Source organism: Streptomyces sp. NPDC030995 (assembly GCF_055571215.1).
Window position 1 is genome coordinate 1 of the sequence record NZ_JBVIFS010000016.1, and the last position, 17,264, is coordinate 17,264.

The following is a 17,264-nucleotide window of genomic DNA, read 5'->3' on the forward strand; positions in this document are numbered from 1 at the left end:
CGCCCGGTTTACATTCCGAACCCGGAAGCTAAGCCTTTCAGCGCCGATGGTACTGCAGGGGGGACCCTGTGGGAGAGTAGGACGCCGCCGAACAATCATTGTGGGAAAGCCCCGCACCAGCCCTTATGGGTTCGGTGCGGGGCTTTTCTGCGTTCAGGGCGCGCTGAATGTATACGCCGCTGTAGACTCGCCACATGTCTGATGCCATGATCCGTGTCCCGGCCGAGGTGAGAGACCGCCTCGCGGCCATCGCAGAGTCCCGCGGGACGTCCATCCGCGCTCTGGTGCAGGAGTTCGCGGAGACCACCCTGACCGCCGAGGAGCGGCGTGAGCGGGCAGAACGTGCCCGTGAGTACATGGCCGAGCACTTCGGGGTCCTGGTGACGGACGAGGAGAGCGAGGCCATGAGGCGGAAGATCCGCGAGGCCTTTGCGCGCCGGCAGGACGCTGCCGCGTGATCCAACACCAGTTCGTCCTTGACACGCCATCGCTGTTGGCGTTGTCGGGGAATCGGCAGATGTCTGCCCTGATCCACCAGGCTTTCCTCGACCCCGACACTCGATTGTGGGCGCCGGTCCTGTCCATCCTTGAGGCAGATCTGGAACACGCGGGGATCGCCGAGCACATCGGGCAACTCGACGTCATCCACGCGATCGATCTCGACTACCCGGCCGCGCTGGCCGTGGCACAGCTGTGCCGGGACGGCGTACCTGCGGGGATTGCGGCGGCTGTGCACGCCGTGCGGCACCTGCCCGATTGGGATGCGGGCGCGTTCGTCGCGACGGTCGAGCCCAAGGCATATGCGGGCCGCGGCGTGGCCGTATTCGACCTCAACCGCTGATATCGGGGAGCTGGGGATCTTCCGATGTTCAGCCGATCACCAGCACGCGGCTTCCGTGGACCTGAGCTGACGGCTCGTAGGGTTGGGTCATGGGCTACGACCTCGTCATCTTCGACAACGACGGCGTGCTGGTGGACAGCGAGCCGCTCGCCAACAGCATCCTCGCCGCCTACCTGACCGAGCTGGGTCACCCGACCACGTACGAGGAGTCGCTCCGCGACTACATGGGGGTCGCCGTGCACCGGGTGCACGACCTCGTCCTTGAGCGGACCGGGGAGCGGTTGCCCGAGGACTTCGAGGCGCAGCTGAACGCGCGGACCTTCGCCGCCTTCGAGCGGGAGCTGCGGCCCGTTCCCGGGGTGGAGGAGGTGCTGGGGGCGCTGACCGCGAGTGGGGTCGCGTACTGCCTGGTCTCCTCCGCGAGTCACGAGCGGATCCGTGTCGGGCATCGGGCGGCCGGGCTCGACGGGTGGTTCGAGGAGGAGTGGATCTTCAGCTCGCAGGACGTGGGTCAGGGCAAGCCGGCTCCCGATCTGTACCTGCACGCGGCCCGGCAGATGGGGGTGGAGCCCGCCCGCTGTGTGGTCGTTGAGGACAGCCCGCTCGGCATCGAGGCCGCCGTGGCCGCGGGGATGGACGTGTTCGCGTTCACCGCGATGCTGCCCGCCGACCGGCTCCCCGGGGCCACCGGGCACTTCGGGGACATGAAGCAGCTCACGGGGCTGCTGGGGCTGGAAGCCGGACTGGGTATGTGATCTCTCTACCCACGGGTAGCCCGCGGCCCTACGCTGTGCCGCCATGACGGACGATGTGCGGCTTCGGCGTGGGCGCGGCGCCCTGGGGTTCAGCTTCTTTTCGCAGGGTGTGGCCTTCGCGCTCCTCGTGACCCGGATCCCGGCCATCCAGGACCGGTACGGGATATCCGACGGGCTGCTGCCCGCCTTCCTGGCCGCCGTGCCGATCCTCGCGGGCGTGGCGAGCGTGGCCACCGAGCACCTGGTGAAGCGGGTCGCTCCCAGCGTGGTGCTGAGGTGGGCGCAGCCCCTGGTGCTGCTGTCGTTGCTGGGGGTCGGGGCCGGCAGCCGGATGTGGCACGTGGGGGTGGCCCTGGGGGCGTTCGGGCTTTCCGTCGGGGCGTTGGACGCGTCGATGAACATGCTCGGCGTCAGCCTGCAGCGGGCGTACGGGCGCAGCATCATGCTGGGTTTCCATGCCGCGTACAGCCTCGGCGGGATCGTCGGGGCGTCGGCCGCCTGGGCCGGGGCGCACTGGGATCTGGGGCTGTTCGTCTCCTATCTGCCGGCGGTGTTGGTGCTGGCGCCGCTCGTGCTGCTGGCGAGTCGCCGGTACGTCGACCACCGGCAGGAGGCGGTGGCCGAGAAGGGGCTGGGGGCCGGCGGCTTCAAGCTGCTGCTGCCGCTGTGCCTGGTGATGGCGTGCGCGTACATCGGGGACTCGACCGTCGCGAACTGGAGTGCGAAGTACCTCCAGGACGTGCTGGGCAGTTCGGAGCAGGTGGCGACCGTCCCGTACAACGTCTACATGGTGACCACCCTCATCGGGCGGGCGGTCGGCGATCTCGGGGTGCGGCGGTTCGGTGCCGTCGCCGTGGTGCGGGGCGGGACGGTGGTCGCGGCGGGCGGGTTCGCCGTCGTCGCGGCCGCGCCGGGGGCGTGGGTGGGGATGCTCGGCTTCACCCTGCTGGGGATCGGGCTCTGTGTGATCGTGCCGCAGACCTTCGCGGCCGCGGGGAGGGTGTTTCCGGGCGGGGCCTGCGACACGGCGATCGCGCGGCTCAACATCTTCAACTACGTGGGCTTCCTGATCGGGTCGCCGCTCGTCGGCGGGATCGGGGACGCCTGGAGCTATCGGGGCGCGATGCTCGTGCCGATGGTCCTGGTGCTGGTCACCCTGTTCTACGCCCGCTCGTTCGGACCGCGGGAGGCCCGATACGGTGTCGGGCATGAGCGGCCGCGGGTTGTTGATGTGGGACGAGGCGGTAACGAGGTATGACTTCGGACCGAGCCATCCGATGGACCCGGTGCGTCTGGCGCTGACCATGGGCCTGGTGCGCGCCTTCGGGCTGGACCGGGCGATGGAGGTACGGGCGGGCCGCGCGGCCGGGGACTCGACGCTGCGGCTCGTCCACCGGGAGGACTACGTCGCCGCGGTGCGCGAGGTGTCCGCCGACCCGGGGGTCGCCGACGGGTCGTACGGGCTGGGGACGGTCGACGATCCGGCCTTCCACGGGATGCACGAGGCGTCCGCGCTGATCGCCGGGCAGTCCGTGGCGGGCGCGGAGGCGCTCTGGCGCGGCGAGGCGGAACACGCCGTGAACTTCGCCGGCGGGCTGCACCACGCCATGCCGGGCGGGGCGGCCGGGTTCTGTGTCTACAACGACGCGGCGCTGGCCGTGGCGCGGCTGCTGGAGCTGGGGGCCGAGCGGGTCGCGTACGTGGACGTGGACGTCCACCACGGCGACGGCGTGCAGGCGGCCTTCTGGGACGACCCCAGGGTGCTGACGATCTCGATGCACGAGCATCCGCGGACGCTGTTCCCGCAGACCGGCTGGCCCGAGGAGACCGGTGGTCCGGCGGCCGAGGGGTCGGCGGTGAACATCGCGCTGCCCGCCGGCACCGGGGACGAGGCGTGGCTGCGGGCCTTCCACGGAGTCGTGCCGGAGCTGTTGGCCGATTTCCGGCCGCAGGTGCTGGTGACCCAGCACGGGGCCGATACGCATTTCGAGGACCCCCTCGCGCACCTGGCGGTGTCGCTGGACGCCCAGCGGGCCGTCCAGGAGGCCTGTCACCGGCTCGCGCACGAGTACGCGGACGGGCGGTGGCTCGCTCTGGGCGGTGGCGGGTACGCGGTGGTGGACGTCGTACCGCGGTCGTGGACGCACCTGGTGGCGATCGCGGCGCACCGGCCGGTGGATCCGCGGACGGCGGTCCCGGACGCGTGGCGGGACGAGGTGTACGCGCGGACGCGGCAGTTGGCGCCGGCCCGGATGACGGACGGGCGGACGCCGTCGTGGCGGGAGTGGGAGGCGGGCTACGATCCGGCCGACCGTACGGATCAGGCCGTACTGGCCACCCGGCGGGCGGTCTTTCCGCTGCGCGGCATGCTGACCTGAGGGTCGGTGCAGGTCACCGCTGAAGCATCGTTACGCCAAGTGTGGGGCTGTTCCGCGGAATTGATGCCCCGCCAGGTGGGGTGGGGCAGCATCGGAGGGTGTTGAGCACCGGCGCGTTGCGTGCGCATCTGCTGGCCGCCCGGTTGGCCGGGCCCGTCGCCACCTCACGGGAGGAGAGCCTGCGCAGTTACCGGCTGTTCGCGGCGCGCGACCCGCGGGTGCTGCTGGGGCTGGATCCGGAGGGGGGCTGGGGCGAGGGTGATCTGCTGAGGCTGATGGCGGACAAGTGCGGGGTCTCGGCGGACCCGGCGCACGTCAGCGGGCCGGACGTGATCGACCCGGAGCGGACGGTGGCGGCGCTGGAGGCCTTCGCGGGGCGGCTGCGCGAGGCGGCGCGGGCCCGTTCGCCGGTGCTGTTCGGGACCGGTCACCCGCATCGGCTCCTGGACTTCTACGCAGGTTTGGCCGAGGCGATGTCGGCGGCGGGATGTGTTGTCCTCACTCCGGCGCAGGGGGCGAGTGTCGACATGGCGACCCGGTTCGGCGTACGCACGCACCGCATCGAATACGTACGGGGGGTCGCACTGGTGCGGGAACCCGGCGTGCGGCCGCCGGGGAGTGCGACCGGCGTGCACACCCATTCGCCGCTGCCGGTTCGGATCGCGCTGGGGGCCCTCGCGGAGGCCGGCGGGCCGCTGCCGGACCTGGTGGTGGGGGACCACGGGTGGGTCTGCGGTGCAGGTCAGCTCGGTGTGGAGGCGATCGGGCTGGCGGATACGGACGATCCCGCGCTGTTCGTCGGGGAGGCCGAGGGGCGGGTCTCGGTGGCCGTTCCACTTGATGACGCGGTGCGTGCGGACTACTACCGACCGCTTGCCCGGTACGTGCTCGGCCGGGCGAGTCTGACGGGTCGGCAGGAGTGGCCGTAGCTCCTCTTCCCCACTCGTATCACGCGCCCCTACTCTGGGGAGTGAGCGTGCGACGACGAGGAGTAACCGGAGGGGAAGCCGGTGCCCGTCATGCGCGGAAGGTCAAGGTGTGTCATGGCTGCTGGCGAGAGGCCTCTCAGTGAGGTTCAGTTCCTGACCGTGGCGGAGGTTGCCTCGGTGATGCGAGTGTCGAAGATGACCGTGTACCGGCTGGTGCACAACGGTCATCTGCCCGCAATCCGGGTGGGCCGGTCCTTCCGGGTCCCCGAGAACGCGGTCCACGAGTACCTCCGAGAGTCCTATGTGGGGGTGGAGTCGGCCTGAGACTGAAGGCCGCGGATGCCCTCGTAACTCCGGGGAAGCACTCGGATTACAGGCTCAGAGCTCGGGCGGGTAGGCTAGGCCGACGTAGGTCGTGTGGGCCCAGACGCCCCGCACCAGTGAAGAAGAAGTGAGCGAGGGTAGTCGTGGGCTCTGTTATCAAGAAGCGGCGCAAGCGGATGGCCAAGAAGAAGCACCGCAAGCTGCTCAAGCGCACCCGCGTCCAGCGCCGTAACAAGAAGTAAACGGCAGCTGTACGTGTTCTCCGCAGCCCCTCCACCAGAATGGTGGGGGGGCTGCGGTGCAGCTGGGGGACTTCTTCGAGGGAGGCGCTGAGCACGTGGGGAAGGTCGTACTCGTCACCGGGGCAGCCCGGCAGCTGGGCGGCCGCTTCGTGCGCCGGATCCAGCGCGACCCGGAGGTCGAGCGGGTGATCGCGGTGGACGCGGTGACACCGCCGCACCGGCTCGGGTCGGCGGAGTTCGTCCGTACGGACATCAGGCAGTCGGCGATCGCCCGCGTGCTCGCCGAGCACGCCGTCGACACGGTGGTCCATCTGGCGGTCACCGGGGGCAGCGCGGGGGCGGGCGGCGCCCACAGCGCCGTCAAGGAAACGAACGTCATCGGGACGATGCAGCTCCTGGGAGCCTGCCAGAAGTCGCCGACGGTACGGCGGCTCGTGGTGAAGTCCAGTACGAGCGTGTACGGGGGCACCTCCCGCGACCCGGCCGTCTTCACCGAGACCACGCAGCCGAAATCGCTGCCGGCGGGCGGCTTCGCCAAGGACGCCGCCGAGGTCGAGGGGTACGTACGGGGCTTCGCGCGCCGGCGGCCCGACGTCGCGGTGTGCGTGCTGCGCTTCGCGAACATCCTGGGGCCCTTCGCGGACTCGGCGCTCGCCGAATACTTCTCGATGCCCGTGATGCCGACCGTGCTGGGATACGACCCGCGGCTGCAGTTCGTCCACGAGGACGACGTGCTCGACGTGCTGCGGCTGGCGGCGCAGGCGCCGAAGCCCGGGACGCTGAACAGCGGGACCTTCAACATCGCCGGTGACGGCGTGCTGCTGCTGTCGCAGTGCGCGCGGCGGCTGGGGCGGCCGACGCTGCCGCTGCTGCTGCCCGCGGTGACGTGGGTCGGGCAGGCGCTGCGGGCGGTCGGGGCCACCGACTTCTCGCCGGAGCAGATAAGGCTGCTCACCCACGGCAGGGTCGTGGAGACCACCCAGATGCGGGAGGTCCTCGGCTTTGAGCCCATGTACACGACCGTCGAGACCTTCGCGGACTTCGCGCGGAGCCGGGGGAACGGGCTGCTGCCGCCGGAGCGGGTCGGGCGGGCCGTCGACCGGGTGGCCGCCATGCTGGGTGCGGACGGGCACCGTGCAGACGGACCCGGTGCCGACGTCGACGAGGCTGAAGGAGCGAAGCGATAGTGGCGGACGCCAAGGTCATTCCGTTCGACGAGGACCGGCCGCGCCGGCGGGCGGCGGGACGGCGGGTGCGGGCGGTGCCCGCGCAGGCGCCCGCACCCGAACCCGGGGGCCTGGAGGGGGCGGTGGAGGCGGCCGCTCCCGCACCGGCTCCGGCGGGTGACGGCTGGGACAAGCGGATCGCCGGCGGGCTGGCGTTCCTGCGGCGGCGGATCACCGGGGAGTACGAGGTCGACGAGTTCGGCTACGACAAGGAGCTGACGGACCAGGTCCTGATGTCCCTGATGCGGCCGCTGTTCGACAAATACTTCCGGGTCGAGATCAAGGGCATCGAGAACGTCCCGAAGGAGGGTGGCGCGCTGATCGTGGCGAACCACTCGGGGACGCTGCCCCTGGACGGGCTGATGATGCAGGTCGCCGTCCACGACCACCACCCGGCGCAGCGGCACTTGCGGCTGCTGGCGGCGGACCTGGTGTTCATGCTGCCGGTGGTGAACGAGCTGGCGCGCAAGGCGGGCCACACCCTGGCGTGCGCGGAGGACGCGCAGCGGCTGCTGGAGGCCGGGGAGCTGGTCGGCGTCATGCCGGAGGGCTTCAAGGGGCTGGGGAAGCCCTTCGGGGACCGGTACAAGCTCCAGCGCTTCGGGCGGGGCGGGTTCGTGTCGACGGCGCTGCGGGCGGGCGTGCCGATCGTGCCGTGCTCGATCGTGGGGGCGGAGGAGATATACCCGATGGTCGCCAACGCGAAGACGCTCGCGCGGCTGCTGGGGATTCCGTACTTCCCGATCACGCCGACGTTCCCGTGGCTCGGGCCGCTGGGGGCGCTGCCGCTGCCGACGAAGTGGACGATCCAGTTCGGGGAGCCGATCCCGACGGACGGGTATGCGGCGGAGGCGGCGGAGGATCCGATGCTGATGTTCAACCTGACGGATCAGGTTCGGGAGCAGATTCAGCACACGCTGTACAAGTTGCTGGTGCAGCGCAGGTCTGTCTTTTTCTGACCGTTGAGTGCCGGGGCGCTGCCCCGGACCCCGCGCCTCAAACGCCGGCGGGGCTGGATCGGGGGGCCGCGCGTGCGCGGCCCCCCGACTTTTACTGCCCTGCGTCCTCCGCGTTGAGGCCTAGGCCCGGGAGGAGGCCCGGGAGGAGGGGCGGGAGGGTGATGTCCGGCTTGGGGACGTCCGGCGTGCCCGGGGAGGGCGGGGCCGACTGTCCCGCAGACGGGTTGAGCAGGTCGCCCGTACCGCCCAGGAGGCCGCCGACCGGTGGCCGGGCGCTGCCCGAGGGGGACGGCGCGGGGCTGCCCGAGGGGGCGCCCGCGGCGGGGGCGGACTGCTGCTTGCCGCTGGGGGTGTCCGGTGTGGCAGAGGTGCCGGACGAGCTGTGGCCGCGGGTCTGCTCCGGAGGCTTCGGGAGCAGGCTCTGGAGCGGCGCCACGTCTTCGTCTATGGCCTGGAAGACCGACTCCACCTGACCGCCCACGTCCGTGAGCTGCGCCGGGAGCTTCTCGCGGAGCTTGCCCCACGCATCGCGGTGCGAGCGGGAGAACGACGACAGCTTCTGGATCGGGCCCAGCGAGCCGTCCCGTTCGTACGCGGCCTGGAGGAGCCGGTGGCCCTCCCCCGCGTCGTGCTTCACCGCCGCCAGGGCGCGGCGGATCTCGCCCAGGGATTCGTGGTCCAGGACGCCCGTCCGGCCTCGCTCCATCAGCCTGCGGGCCTCGGACAGGCGGTTCGAGGCCTGGTCGAGATAGAGCTCGCCCCGGTCCGAATCCTCGTCGGCCATGCCCAGCTTCAGGTCCTCCATGCCCCGTTTCACGGGGTAGAGGTGGTCACCGGGCAGGGCGTCGGAACTGGCAGCGGCCACTCCGCTGAAGGCCCCTGCGGCCACACCCACGGTGAGGCCGCCCGCTGCGATGCCCTTGGACCAGCGGGAGCGGGGCCGCAATTTCCGGAGCGGGGTCGCCCGGTGGGCGCCGCGGCCGGTCCGCTGCTCGGGCACCAGAGGGTCCGAGGCGGCACCGCCCCCCGCCCTCTCCTCCAGCACCATGGCCTCCATGGCGGCAACGAGCTGGGCTCGCTGCACCACTTTGACCTCGGGGTCCAGCACTGGGCGCGGCATTCTTTCGCCGAGCACGCTCGCCAGGGCCAACAACCGGTCGTGGTCGGCAGGTTCGGCAGGTGCCTCGGACTGCTCGGCCGCCGGGTCCGGTTCCGAAAGATCGGACAGGGTCCGATCCTCCAGGGCCTGGGCGAAGGCGTTCGCCCGCCGGTGCGGAGTCACGTTCGCGATCACTGGCGGCACCTCCTCTCGTCATGACGATCGACTCCCCAAGGTGTCCGGAAGGTTGCCCTCCTTGAGCGCGTCCACCCTTTCGGGTGAGCGGCTTCGGGTGGGGCGTGTCCAAAGGGAGCCTGCATTCCGCACAACGAGCGTCGCGGCACTTGGGTTACGGACGAAGGATGATCGGACCACAGCGTCATCGAGGGGTCACCGAAGGTAAGGGTGTGTGGTGTCGTCTGGTCGGGGTGTCAGCGGGCGTCGTCGGGGAGGAGGCGGGCCAGCGTGCGGACCGCCCGGTACTGGAGCGTCTTGATGGCGCCCTCGTTCTTCCCCATCGCCCGGGCCGTCTCGGCGACCGAGAGGCCCTGCAGGAAGCGCAGGGTCACGCACTCCTGCTGCTGCGGATTGAGTTTCCGTACGGCCTCCAGCAGGGCCGCGTTGGAGAGGGACTCCAGGACGGAGTCCTCGGGGCTGCGCTCGACCTCGTTCGCGTCGAGCATCTCGCCGGTGGTGACCTCCAGCCGGAAGCGGCTGGACTTGAAGTGGTCCGCCACCAGGTTGCGGGCGATCGTCACGAGCCAGGCGCCGAAGTCGCGGCCCTGCCAGGTGAAGGTGGAGATGCGGCGCAGTGCGCGCAGGAAGGTCTCGCTGGTGAGATCCTCCGCGGTCGCCTTGCCGCCGACGCGGTAGTAGATGTAGCGGTAGACCGTGTCGCTGTACTGGTCGTAGAGGCGGCCGAAGGCCTCGGCCTCGCCCGCCTGGGCGCGTTCGACCAGGTCCATCATGCGGGCCTGGTCGCTGTCCGCCGTGGGGCGGCGCGGGGTGGGGGTGGCCTGGGTGCTCGTGCCGGCTGCGCCGCTCGAACTCCCGGCCGCGCGGCCTCGTCTGCCCACGGTCGCGCCGCCGTCGGTCAGGGCGTAGCAAGGTCCGGCCGGGCCGAGGCCGGCAGGTACCGCGGCGGCGAAGGCGGGGACGGCGTACGCGGTGGGGACGAAGCCACGCAGGTGGTCGAGGACCGTTGCGCGCAGCGTAGCCAGGCCCGAGGCGTCAACCCCGACAGGTGGGTACACGGGACTCCCAGAGGCAGAGCTTCCATCACGTGCAGTGCGGGACCGTTCACCCGTCGTGGCGACAGATGGCCGGTGGCATGCGTTTGAGGAGAATAACGCTTCGTACAGGCAGCGCTACACCCAGTTGCTCAAATCACCGGTTCCGACACTTCTGTTGCGTGTCGAGGGCATATTCAGTCGCTGTTGGTGATCGATTCTTGATCACTTGGATACGCGGAATGGACGCTTCCAAGGGGGCGCGCGACCGAGTCGGGCATGGCGGAGTGCCCTGCCCCGTCCGGGGGTAGGCCTGGAGGAATGCCCCTGGGGCGGCGGGCAGGGAGCCGGCCGGGCGCCGCCCGCAGGGCGTGCGAGGGCTCCGGTGCTGGCGGCGGCCGGTCGCCGGGCCGGTCGTGGCTAGCGGCGGCGACGGTGCAGGGCGATGGCGGCGGCCGCGCCGCCCGCGATCGCGCCGACCCCGGCGGCCGCCGGGACGCCGACCTTCACGGCCTTGCGACCGGTCCGATAGTCGCGCAGCCGCCAGTCGTTGGTCCGGGCATGCTTGCGCAGTTTTGTGTCGGGATTGATCGCGTACGGATGTCCGACCAGCGACAGCATCGGGATGTCGTTGTGCGAATCGCTGTACGCGGCGCAGCGCGCGAGGTCCAGACCCTCGGCGGCGGCCAGCGCGCGGACCGCCTCGGCCTTGGCGGGCCCGTGCAGCGGCTCGCCGACCAGGCGGCCGGTGTAGACCCCGTCGACGGATTCGGCGACGGTGCCCAGGGCCCCGGTCAGGCCCAGCCTGCGGGCGATGATCGTGGCCGTCTCCACGGGGGCGGCGGTGACCAGCCACACCTTCTGGCCGGCGTCGAGGTGGGCCTGGGCCAGGGCGCGGGTGCCCGGCCAGATCCGCTCGGCCATGTACTCGTCGTAGATCTCCTCGCCGATGGCCATCAGTTCGCAGACCTTGTGGCCCTTGACGATGGACAGGGCGCTGTCGCGGGCGTCCTGCATGTGCTCGGGGTCCTCGACCCCGGCGAGCCGGAACCAGGCCTGCTGCCAGGCGAATCGGGCGAGCTCGCGGCGCTGGAAGAACTCGCGCTTGTAGAGGCCGCGGCCGAAGTGGAAGATCGCGGCGCCCTGCATCACGGTGTTGTCGAGGTCGAAGAAGGCGGCGGCGAGATCGTCGCCGGCGACCGGGAACTCGGGCTCGGCCGGAGCCTGTTCCGCAAGCGCCTCGGCCTCGGTCTCGGCTTCCGCCTCGGGCTGCGAGAGCGGTGGGGCTTCGGTGAGAGCGGTCTTGCGGGCGGCCTCGGCAGAGGCCTCGCCTGCCAGCACGCTCCGCGCGGTGGCGGAGCGCCTACGGGGGGTGAGCCATCCCAGAGCGGCCATGACGCGAGCATAGCCACTGTGTTCGGGAGTTCCCGAACCGCCGGGAAACGGAGGCGTTAACACTTCGGGAGAATGGAGCCATGAGCCCTTTGTTGCGCCGTAAGGAAAAGAAGCGTCCCGGCGACCGGATGGTGACGCTCATCGGGAAGCCGGGGTGCCACCTGTGCGACGAGGCGGAGGAGGTCGTGGCGAAGGTGTGCGCCGAGACGGGTGCACAGTGGAAGAAGAAGGACATTTCGCAGGACGAGGAGCTCTACCGGCTGCACTGGGAGCAGATTCCGGTGGTGCTGGTGGATGGCGAGCAGCACACCTTCTGGCGGGTGAACCCGGACCGGCTGCGGCGGGCGTTGGAGGGCTAGCCCTCTTCGCGGTTACCATCATGGGCGATTTGTGGGGTCTGGGGGCGTATCTGTGAGGAGAGTGCACGGTTTTGCCCCCTTTGGGATTTGAACGGGTTCGGCGTCCCGCCGGTTCCGGGTTTGCGTGCCGAGGTCGCGTGACCCCGGTCACTTTGCTCGGACAAAGCGGACACAATCTTTGTGCACGCGTTCACAAAGGCATAGCCTGCTGTCGACGGGGCGGTCCTGGGACAAGTGGCCGCCTGCAGCCCCGCTCATCCCGCAGGAGCATCGTGGCAACTGGCCGAACTCACCGACCGGCGACCCGCAGCCGAGGTATTCCCGAGGCCACTGTCGCCCGGCTTCCGCTGTACTTGCGTGCCCTCACCGCGCTCTCCGAGCGATCGGTGCCCACGGTGTCCTCCGAGGAGCTCGCTGCCGCCGCCGGAGTCAACTCCGCGAAGCTGCGCAAGGACTTCTCGTACCTGGGTTCCTACGGCACCCGCGGCGTCGGCTACGACGTCGAGTACCTCGTCTACCAGATCTCCCGTGAGCTCGGCCTGACCCAGGACTGGCCGGTCGTCATCGTCGGCATCGGCAACCTCGGCGCCGCGCTCGCCAACTACGGCGGTTTCGCGTCGCGCGGCTTCCGCGTGGCCGCGCTGATCGACGCCGACCCGGCGATGGCCGGCAAGCCGGTGGCCGGGATCCCCGTGCAGCACACCGATGAGCTGGAGAAGATCATCGAGGAGAACGGCGTCTCGATCGGTGTCATCGCGACGCCGGCCGGGGCGGCGCAGCAGGTCAGCGAGCGGCTGATCGCGGCCGGTGTCACCTCCATCCTGAACTTCGCGCCGACGGTGCTCTCCGTGCCGGACGGCGTCGACGTGCGCAAGGTCGACCTGTCGATCGAGCTCCAGATCCTGGCGTTCCACGAGCAGCGCAAGGCCGGCGAGGAAGCGGCCGCGGCCGCTGCCTCCGGCGGCTCCTCCGTGGGCGGCGCCGCACCCGCCGCGGCCGTGGTGCCGCCGGCCGGTCGGGGCGCCGCCGAGGCGCGCAAGGGCGGGCCCGAGGGCGACGTGCCGGCGGTGATGCCGGCATGAGTCTGCTCGTCGTAGGGCTGAGCCATCGCAGCGCGCCCGTGAGCGTGCTGGAGCGCGCCTCGCTGTCCGCCGATGCCAAGGTCAAGCTGCTGCACGACACCCTCGCCGCCGAGCCGGCGGCGGAGGCGGCGGTGCTCGCCACGTGCAACCGGATCGAGCTGTACGCGGACGTGGACAAGTTCCACGCCGGTGTGGCCGAGCTGTCCACGCTGCTGGCACAGCACAGTGGGGTGGCTCTGGAGGAGCTCACTCCGTATCTGTACGTGCACTACGAGGACCGGGCGGTGCACCACCTGTTCTCGGTGGCGTGCGGGCTGGACTCGATGGTCGTGGGCGAGGGGCAGATCCTCGGCCAGATCAAGGACGCGCTGGCGCTGGGGCAGGAGCTGCACACCGCCGGCCGGCTGATCAACGACCTGTTCCAGCAGGCGCTGCGGGTCGGCAAGCGGGCGCACTCGGAGACCGGGATCGACCGGGCGGGCCAGTCGCTGGTGACGTTCGGGCTGGAGCAGCTCGCGGTGCGGGTGCCCGTCGGGGAGTGGGCCGCGGGTAAGCGGGCGCTGGTGATCGGTGCCGGGTCGATGTCCTCGCTGGCGGCGGCGACGCTGGCGCGGGTCGGTGTGGCCGAGATCGTGGTGGCGAACCGGACCGCGGAGCGGGCGGAGCGGCTTGCCGAGATTCTGGTTGCCTCGGGCACCGGGGTTGCGGCTTCCGCCGTTGCGATGTCCGGTGTTGCCGATGAGCTGACACGAGTCGATGTGGTCGTGTCCTGCACGGGTGCGACCGGGCTCGTGCTGACCGCCGATGACGTTCTCGCCGCCGCGTCCTGGGGCGCTGCCCCAGACCCCGCGCCTCAAACGCCGGCGGGGCTGAAAGAGCGGGGCTCTGCCCCGGACCCCGCGCCTCAAACGCCGGCGGGGCTGGATGTGGCCCCGGCGGGGCTGGCCGTGCCCCCGGCGGGGCTGGATGGGGCCGGGCTGGATTCCGCGGTGGTGGCCAAGCTTGTTGCCGCTGCCCGGGCCGGAGGGCGGCTGGCTGATGCCGGGGCTGCGCGGACGATCAGTGCGGCCGTCGAGGCCGACGGGTGTCCCGTGGGGCCCGATGGACGGGCCGCGTTGACCGGGGTGGATGCCAGCTCGCTCGAACTGCACGGGACCTGGGCCGATCAGGGCGAGGCCGCCGCGCAGCGGCAGCCCCGCAAGAGCGCCCGGAGCCAGGCCGACGGCATGCCCGTACGGCTCGCGCTGCTCGACCTGGCCATGCCCCGGGACATCGACGCCGCCGTGCACCGGATTCCCGGTGTGCGGTTGGTGGACATCGAAAGCCTGGCCGAGGCCTCCGCCGACGCGCCGATGGCTGCCGACGTGGACGCCGTACGCGGCATAGTCGCCGAGGAAGTGGCCGCCTTCGGGGCGGCCCAGCGGGCCGCGCACATCACGCCCACCGTCGTCGCCCTGCGGGCCATGGCGGCCGAGGTCGTGGCCATGGAAGTGGCGCGGCTCGACGGGCGGGTCCCCGACCTCGACGAGCGGCAGCGGGCCGAGGTCACCCAGACCGTGCGCCGCGTTGTCGACAAACTCCTCCACGCGCCGACCGTGCGCGTGAAGCAGCTCGCCAGCGAGCCCGGCGGCGCCGGGTACGCGGACGCACTGCGCGAACTCTTCGACCTCGACCCTCAGACGGTTGCTTCCGTCAGCCGGGCGGACGCGGCCGATCCGATGAACGACGACGACCCAGGACGGGCATCATGAACACACGTCCCGACCAGCCGCTGCGGCTCGGTACGCGGCGGAGCAAGCTGGCCATGTCCCAGTCGGGCCACGTCGCCGACGCGGTACGGGCGATCACCGGCCGACCCGTCGAGCTCGTGGAGATCACGACCTTCGGCGACGTCTCGCGCGAGCACCTCGCGCAGATCGGCGGGACGGGCGTGTTCGTCACGGCCCTGCGCGACGCGCTGCTGCGCGGCGAGGTCGATTTCGCCGTGCACTCGCTGAAGGACCTGCCGACGGCCCAGCCCGACGACCTCGTGATCGCGGCCATGCCGCTGCGCGAGGACCCCCGGGACGCGCTCGTCGCCCGGGACGGCCTGACCTTCGAGCAGCTGCCCGACGGCGCCCGGATCGGTACCGGGTCGCCCCGCCGGACGGCCCAGCTCAACCACCTGGCGCTCTCCCTGGGCAAGCGGATCGAGACGGTGCCGATCCGCGGCAACGTCGACACCCGGATCGGCTTCGTGCGGGACGGTGAGCTCGACGCGGTCGTGCTGGCCGCCGCCGGGCTGAACCGGATCGGCCGCGGCGACGAAGCGACCGACCTGCTGTCCGTCGACAGCGTGCTGCCGGCTCCCGGCCAGGGCGCTCTCGCCGTGGAGTGCCTCGCGTCCGATACGGACCTCATCGCCGCGCTCGGCGAACTCGACGACCCGCACACCCGGGCCGCCGTGACCGCCGAGCGTTCCCTGCTCGCCGCCCTGGAGGCCGGCTGTAGCGCACCCGTGGGCGCGTTCGCCGACCTTCTGGCCGACGGACAGACTGTCAATGAAATGCGCCTGCGCGGCGTCGTCGGAACCCTCGACGGCACCACGCTGGTTCAGCTGTCCACCACCGGTCCCGTGCCCCAGTCGTACGACGAGGCCATGGCGCTCGGCCGCGAACTCGCGGACGAGATGCTGGCCAAGGGCGCGGCCGGTCTGATGGGGGAGCGATCGCTTTGAACCCCTCAATTCCCACCACCTCCGCTTTTCCGGCCGTCGCCGCCCACGGACGCGTCACCTTCCTCGGTGCCGGCCCGGGCGACCCGGGTCTGCTGACGCTGCGCGCCGTCGAGGCGCTCGCCGCCGCGGACGTACTGATCGCGGAGCCCGAGGTGCTCGAAGTCGTACGGACGCATGCGCGCGCGGGAGTAGACACGCCGCAGCTGACGGTTGCTGACGAAGCGTCAGCAGCCGCCGGGGTCCCGGTGATCCGGGACGCGGCCAATCTTGTCATGGAGGCCGCACGCTCCGGCAGGCGGGTCGTGCGTGCCGTCACGGGCGACCCCGGGCTCGACGGCAACGCCGCCGAGGAGATGCTCGTCTGCGCCGGCGCCGGCATCCCCTTCGAGGTGGTGCCCGGTGTCGCGACCGCGGTGGGCGTACCCGCGTACGCCGGTGTCCCGCTGCGCGACAAGCAGGGCGCGGACGTGCGGTTCGTCGACGCGAAGAACGCCTCGGCGCGCTGCTGGAGCGAGGTGGGCGCGAGCGACGGGATCCTCGTCGTCTCCGCCACGCTGGAGACGGTCTCGGCCGCCGCCGCCGAGCTGGTGAGCGCCGGGCGCAAGCCCGACACCCCGCTGACCGTGACGGTCGCCGGCACCACCACGCGGCAGCGGACCTGGTCCGCGACGCTGGGCACCATCGCCCAGGTGTTCAAGCAGGGCAAGGTGCTCCCCTCGCCCGAGGGCGCCCGGCCCGTCATAGCCGTGGTCGGTGAGCACAGCGCCGCCGCGCGGCGTGAGGACCTGTCCTGGTTCGAGTCGAAGCCGCTGTTCGGCTGGCGGGTCCTCGTACCGCGCACGAAGGAGCAGGCGGCCTCGCTCTCCGACCAGCTGCGTTCCTACGGCGCGGTGCCGCACGAGGTGCCGACCATCGCCGTGGAGCCGCCGCGCACGCCGCAGCAGATGGAGCGCGCGGTGAAGGGCCTGGTGACGGGCCGCTACGAGTGGATCGCCTTCACCTCGGTCAACGCCGTGAAGGCTGTGCGGGAGAAGTTCGAGGAGTACGGGCTCGACGCGCGTGCCTTCGCGGGCATCAAGGTCGCCGCGGTGGGCGAGCAGACCGCGGCCGCGCTGGTGGAGTTCGGCGTGAAGCCGGACCTGGTGCCGAGCGGTGAGCAGTCCGCAGCCGGACTGCTGGAGGACTGGCCGCCGTACGACCCGGTCTTCGACCCGATCGACCGCGTGTTCCTGCCGCGGGCCGACATCGCGACCGAGACGCTGGTCGCCGGGCTGATCGAGCTCGGGTGGGAGGTCGACGACGTCACCGCCTACCGGACCGTGCGCGCGTCGCCGCCGCCGGCGGACACGCGCGAGGCGATCAAGGGCGGCGGCTTCGACGCCGTTCTCTTCACGTCGTCGTCGACGGTTCGGAATCTGGTGGGCATTGCCGGCAAGCCGCACAACGTGACCGTCATCGCCTGTATCGGGCCGGCGACGGCCAAGACGGCGGAGGAGCACGGGCTGCGGGTCGACGTCCTGTCGCCGGAGCCGTCGGTGTCGAAGCTGGCGGAGGCGCTGGCCGAGTACGGCGCGGCGCGCCGCGAGGCGGCCAAGGAGGCCGGCGAGACGGTCTTCCGGCCGAGCGAGCGGCGGCCGGGCGCGCGGCGGCGTCGTACGACCTAGCCGTGGGCTGAGCAGTACGAGTACGAGTACGAGGGCGGGGTCCGGCGCGAGCGTGCCGGGCCCCGC

At 71.3% G+C, this 17,264-nt stretch carries 18 protein-coding genes and 1 rRNA gene; 16 read left to right on the plus strand and 3 right to left on the minus strand.

Annotated elements, in window-relative coordinates:
• The 11 genes from rrf to ACZ45T_RS23035 form a co-directional block, all read left to right on the plus strand.
• Positions 1 to 93 (plus strand): 5S ribosomal RNA (rrf, locus tag ACZ45T_RS22985); the annotation flags it as partial.
• 101 nt (positions 94 to 194) lie between these two features.
• Positions 195 to 458: a hypothetical protein gene (locus tag ACZ45T_RS22990; protein ID WP_468444177.1), complete on the plus strand. Its 264-nt coding sequence runs from the start codon at positions 195 to 197 to the stop codon at positions 456 to 458.
• Positions 455 to 841 (plus strand): PIN domain-containing protein, encoded by a 387-nt coding sequence (locus ACZ45T_RS22995; RefSeq protein ID WP_468444179.1) that lies wholly within the window; start codon positions 455 to 457, stop codon positions 839 to 841. Before ACZ45T_RS22990 ends, ACZ45T_RS22995 begins: the two co-directional genes overlap by 4 nt.
• A gap of 89 nt (positions 842 to 930) precedes the next feature.
• A complete protein-coding gene (locus tag ACZ45T_RS23000) occupies positions 931 to 1,596 on the plus strand; it encodes an HAD family hydrolase (protein WP_468444181.1) in 666 nt (221 codons plus the stop codon).
• Positions 1,597 to 1,639: 43 nt separating this feature from the next.
• Complete coding sequence (locus ACZ45T_RS23005; RefSeq protein ID WP_468444183.1) at positions 1,640 to 2,854, plus strand: MFS transporter; 1,215 nt, start codon at positions 1,640 to 1,642, stop codon at positions 2,852 to 2,854.
• On the plus strand, positions 2,805 to 3,974 hold the full coding sequence (locus tag ACZ45T_RS23010; RefSeq protein WP_468444185.1) for an acetoin utilization protein AcuC: 1,170 nt from the start codon (positions 2,805 to 2,807) through the stop codon (positions 3,972 to 3,974). Before ACZ45T_RS23005 ends, ACZ45T_RS23010 begins: the two co-directional genes overlap by 50 nt.
• A gap of 98 nt (positions 3,975 to 4,072) precedes the next feature.
• Positions 4,073 to 4,903, plus strand: a complete 831-nt coding sequence (locus ACZ45T_RS23015) for a phosphatase (RefSeq protein WP_468444187.1) — start codon at positions 4,073 to 4,075, stop codon at positions 4,901 to 4,903.
• 114 nt (positions 4,904 to 5,017) lie between these two features.
• The gene (locus tag ACZ45T_RS23020; RefSeq protein WP_008738568.1) at positions 5,018 to 5,227 is read left to right on the plus strand and encodes a helix-turn-helix domain-containing protein; all 210 of its coding nucleotides are present in this window, start codon (positions 5,018 to 5,020) and stop codon (positions 5,225 to 5,227) included.
• A gap of 143 nt (positions 5,228 to 5,370) precedes the next feature.
• Entirely contained in the window at positions 5,371 to 5,469 is a 99-nt protein-coding gene (locus ACZ45T_RS23025; RefSeq protein WP_003948845.1) for a 30S ribosomal protein bS22, read from the plus strand.
• A 95-nt stretch (positions 5,470 to 5,564) separates the two neighbouring features.
• Complete coding sequence (locus tag ACZ45T_RS23030; protein ID WP_468444189.1) at positions 5,565 to 6,656, plus strand: NAD-dependent epimerase/dehydratase family protein; 1,092 nt, start codon at positions 5,565 to 5,567, stop codon at positions 6,654 to 6,656.
• Entirely contained in the window at positions 6,656 to 7,654 is a 999-nt protein-coding gene (locus ACZ45T_RS23035; protein ID WP_468444191.1) for a lysophospholipid acyltransferase family protein, read from the plus strand. The genes ACZ45T_RS23030 and ACZ45T_RS23035 overlap by 1 nt, the downstream gene beginning before the upstream one ends.
• Before the next feature lie 91 nt (positions 7,655 to 7,745).
• On the opposite strand, the gene ACZ45T_RS23040 is transcribed toward ACZ45T_RS23035, so the two are convergent.
• The 3 genes from ACZ45T_RS23040 to ACZ45T_RS23050 all read right to left on the minus strand — a co-directional run bounded on the left by ACZ45T_RS23040 (position 7,746) and on the right by ACZ45T_RS23050 (position 11,377).
• Positions 7,746 to 8,948, minus strand: coding sequence for a DUF5667 domain-containing protein (locus ACZ45T_RS23040; RefSeq protein WP_468444193.1), 1,203 nt, complete (start codon positions 8,946 to 8,948; stop codon positions 7,746 to 7,748).
• Positions 8,949 to 9,184: 236 nt separating this feature from the next.
• Complete coding sequence (locus ACZ45T_RS23045) at positions 9,185 to 10,006, minus strand: ECF subfamily RNA polymerase sigma factor, BldN family (protein ID WP_468444195.1); 822 nt, start codon at positions 10,004 to 10,006, stop codon at positions 9,185 to 9,187.
• A 396-nt stretch (positions 10,007 to 10,402) separates the two neighbouring features.
• Positions 10,403 to 11,377 carry an HAD family hydrolase gene (locus ACZ45T_RS23050; RefSeq protein ID WP_468444197.1) on the minus strand — a complete coding sequence of 325 codons (975 nt, stop codon included), beginning with the start codon at positions 11,375 to 11,377 and terminating at the stop codon, positions 10,403 to 10,405.
• Positions 11,378 to 11,457: 80 nt separating this feature from the next.
• Between ACZ45T_RS23050 and ACZ45T_RS23055 the strand changes: the two genes are divergently transcribed.
• The 5 genes from ACZ45T_RS23055 (at position 11,458) to ACZ45T_RS23075 (ending at position 17,198) form a co-directional block, all read left to right on the plus strand.
• Complete coding sequence (locus ACZ45T_RS23055; protein WP_468444199.1) at positions 11,458 to 11,736, plus strand: glutaredoxin family protein; 279 nt, start codon at positions 11,458 to 11,460, stop codon at positions 11,734 to 11,736.
• A gap of 272 nt (positions 11,737 to 12,008) precedes the next feature.
• Positions 12,009 to 12,818, plus strand: a complete 810-nt coding sequence (locus ACZ45T_RS23060; protein ID WP_468444201.1) for a redox-sensing transcriptional repressor Rex — start codon at positions 12,009 to 12,011, stop codon at positions 12,816 to 12,818.
• On the plus strand, positions 12,815 to 14,569 hold the full coding sequence (locus tag ACZ45T_RS23065) for a glutamyl-tRNA reductase (protein WP_468444203.1): 1,755 nt from the start codon (positions 12,815 to 12,817) through the stop codon (positions 14,567 to 14,569). The genes ACZ45T_RS23060 and ACZ45T_RS23065 overlap by 4 nt, the downstream gene beginning before the upstream one ends.
• Positions 14,566 to 15,534: a hydroxymethylbilane synthase gene (gene hemC / locus ACZ45T_RS23070; protein ID WP_468444205.1), complete on the plus strand. Its 969-nt coding sequence runs from the start codon at positions 14,566 to 14,568 to the stop codon at positions 15,532 to 15,534. Before ACZ45T_RS23065 ends, hemC begins: the two co-directional genes overlap by 4 nt.
• On the plus strand, positions 15,531 to 17,198 hold the full coding sequence (locus tag ACZ45T_RS23075; RefSeq protein ID WP_468444207.1) for a bifunctional uroporphyrinogen-III C-methyltransferase/uroporphyrinogen-III synthase: 1,668 nt from the start codon (positions 15,531 to 15,533) through the stop codon (positions 17,196 to 17,198). The genes hemC and ACZ45T_RS23075 overlap by 4 nt, the downstream gene beginning before the upstream one ends.
• Positions 17,199 to 17,264 lie beyond the last annotated feature (66 nt).

Bases quoted from the DNA above. Each gene is read 5' to 3' on its own strand.
- ACZ45T_RS23065 (WP_468444203.1), top strand. From the start codon at position 12,815: ATGAGTCTGCTCGTCGTAGGGCTGAGCCATCGCAGCGCGCCCGTGAGC.
- hemC (WP_468444205.1), top strand. From the start codon at position 14,566: ATGAACACACGTCCCGACCAGCCGCTGCGGCTCGGTACGCGGCGGAGC.
- ACZ45T_RS23010 (WP_468444185.1), top strand. From the start codon at position 2,805: ATGAGCGGCCGCGGGTTGTTGATGTGGGACGAGGCGGTAACGAGGTAT.
- ACZ45T_RS23055 (WP_468444199.1), top strand. From the start codon at position 11,458: ATGAGCCCTTTGTTGCGCCGTAAGGAAAAGAAGCGTCCCGGCGACCGG.
- ACZ45T_RS22990 (WP_468444177.1), top strand. From the start codon at position 195: ATGTCTGATGCCATGATCCGTGTCCCGGCCGAGGTGAGAGACCGCCTC.
- ACZ45T_RS23005 (WP_468444183.1), top strand. From the start codon at position 1,640: ATGACGGACGATGTGCGGCTTCGGCGTGGGCGCGGCGCCCTGGGGTTC.
- ACZ45T_RS23000 (WP_468444181.1), top strand. From the start codon at position 931: ATGGGCTACGACCTCGTCATCTTCGACAACGACGGCGTGCTGGTGGAC.
- ACZ45T_RS23020 (WP_008738568.1), top strand. From the start codon at position 5,018: ATGGCTGCTGGCGAGAGGCCTCTCAGTGAGGTTCAGTTCCTGACCGTG.
- ACZ45T_RS23050 (WP_468444197.1), bottom strand. From the start codon at position 11,377: ATGGCCGCTCTGGGATGGCTCACCCCCCGTAGGCGCTCCGCCACCGCG.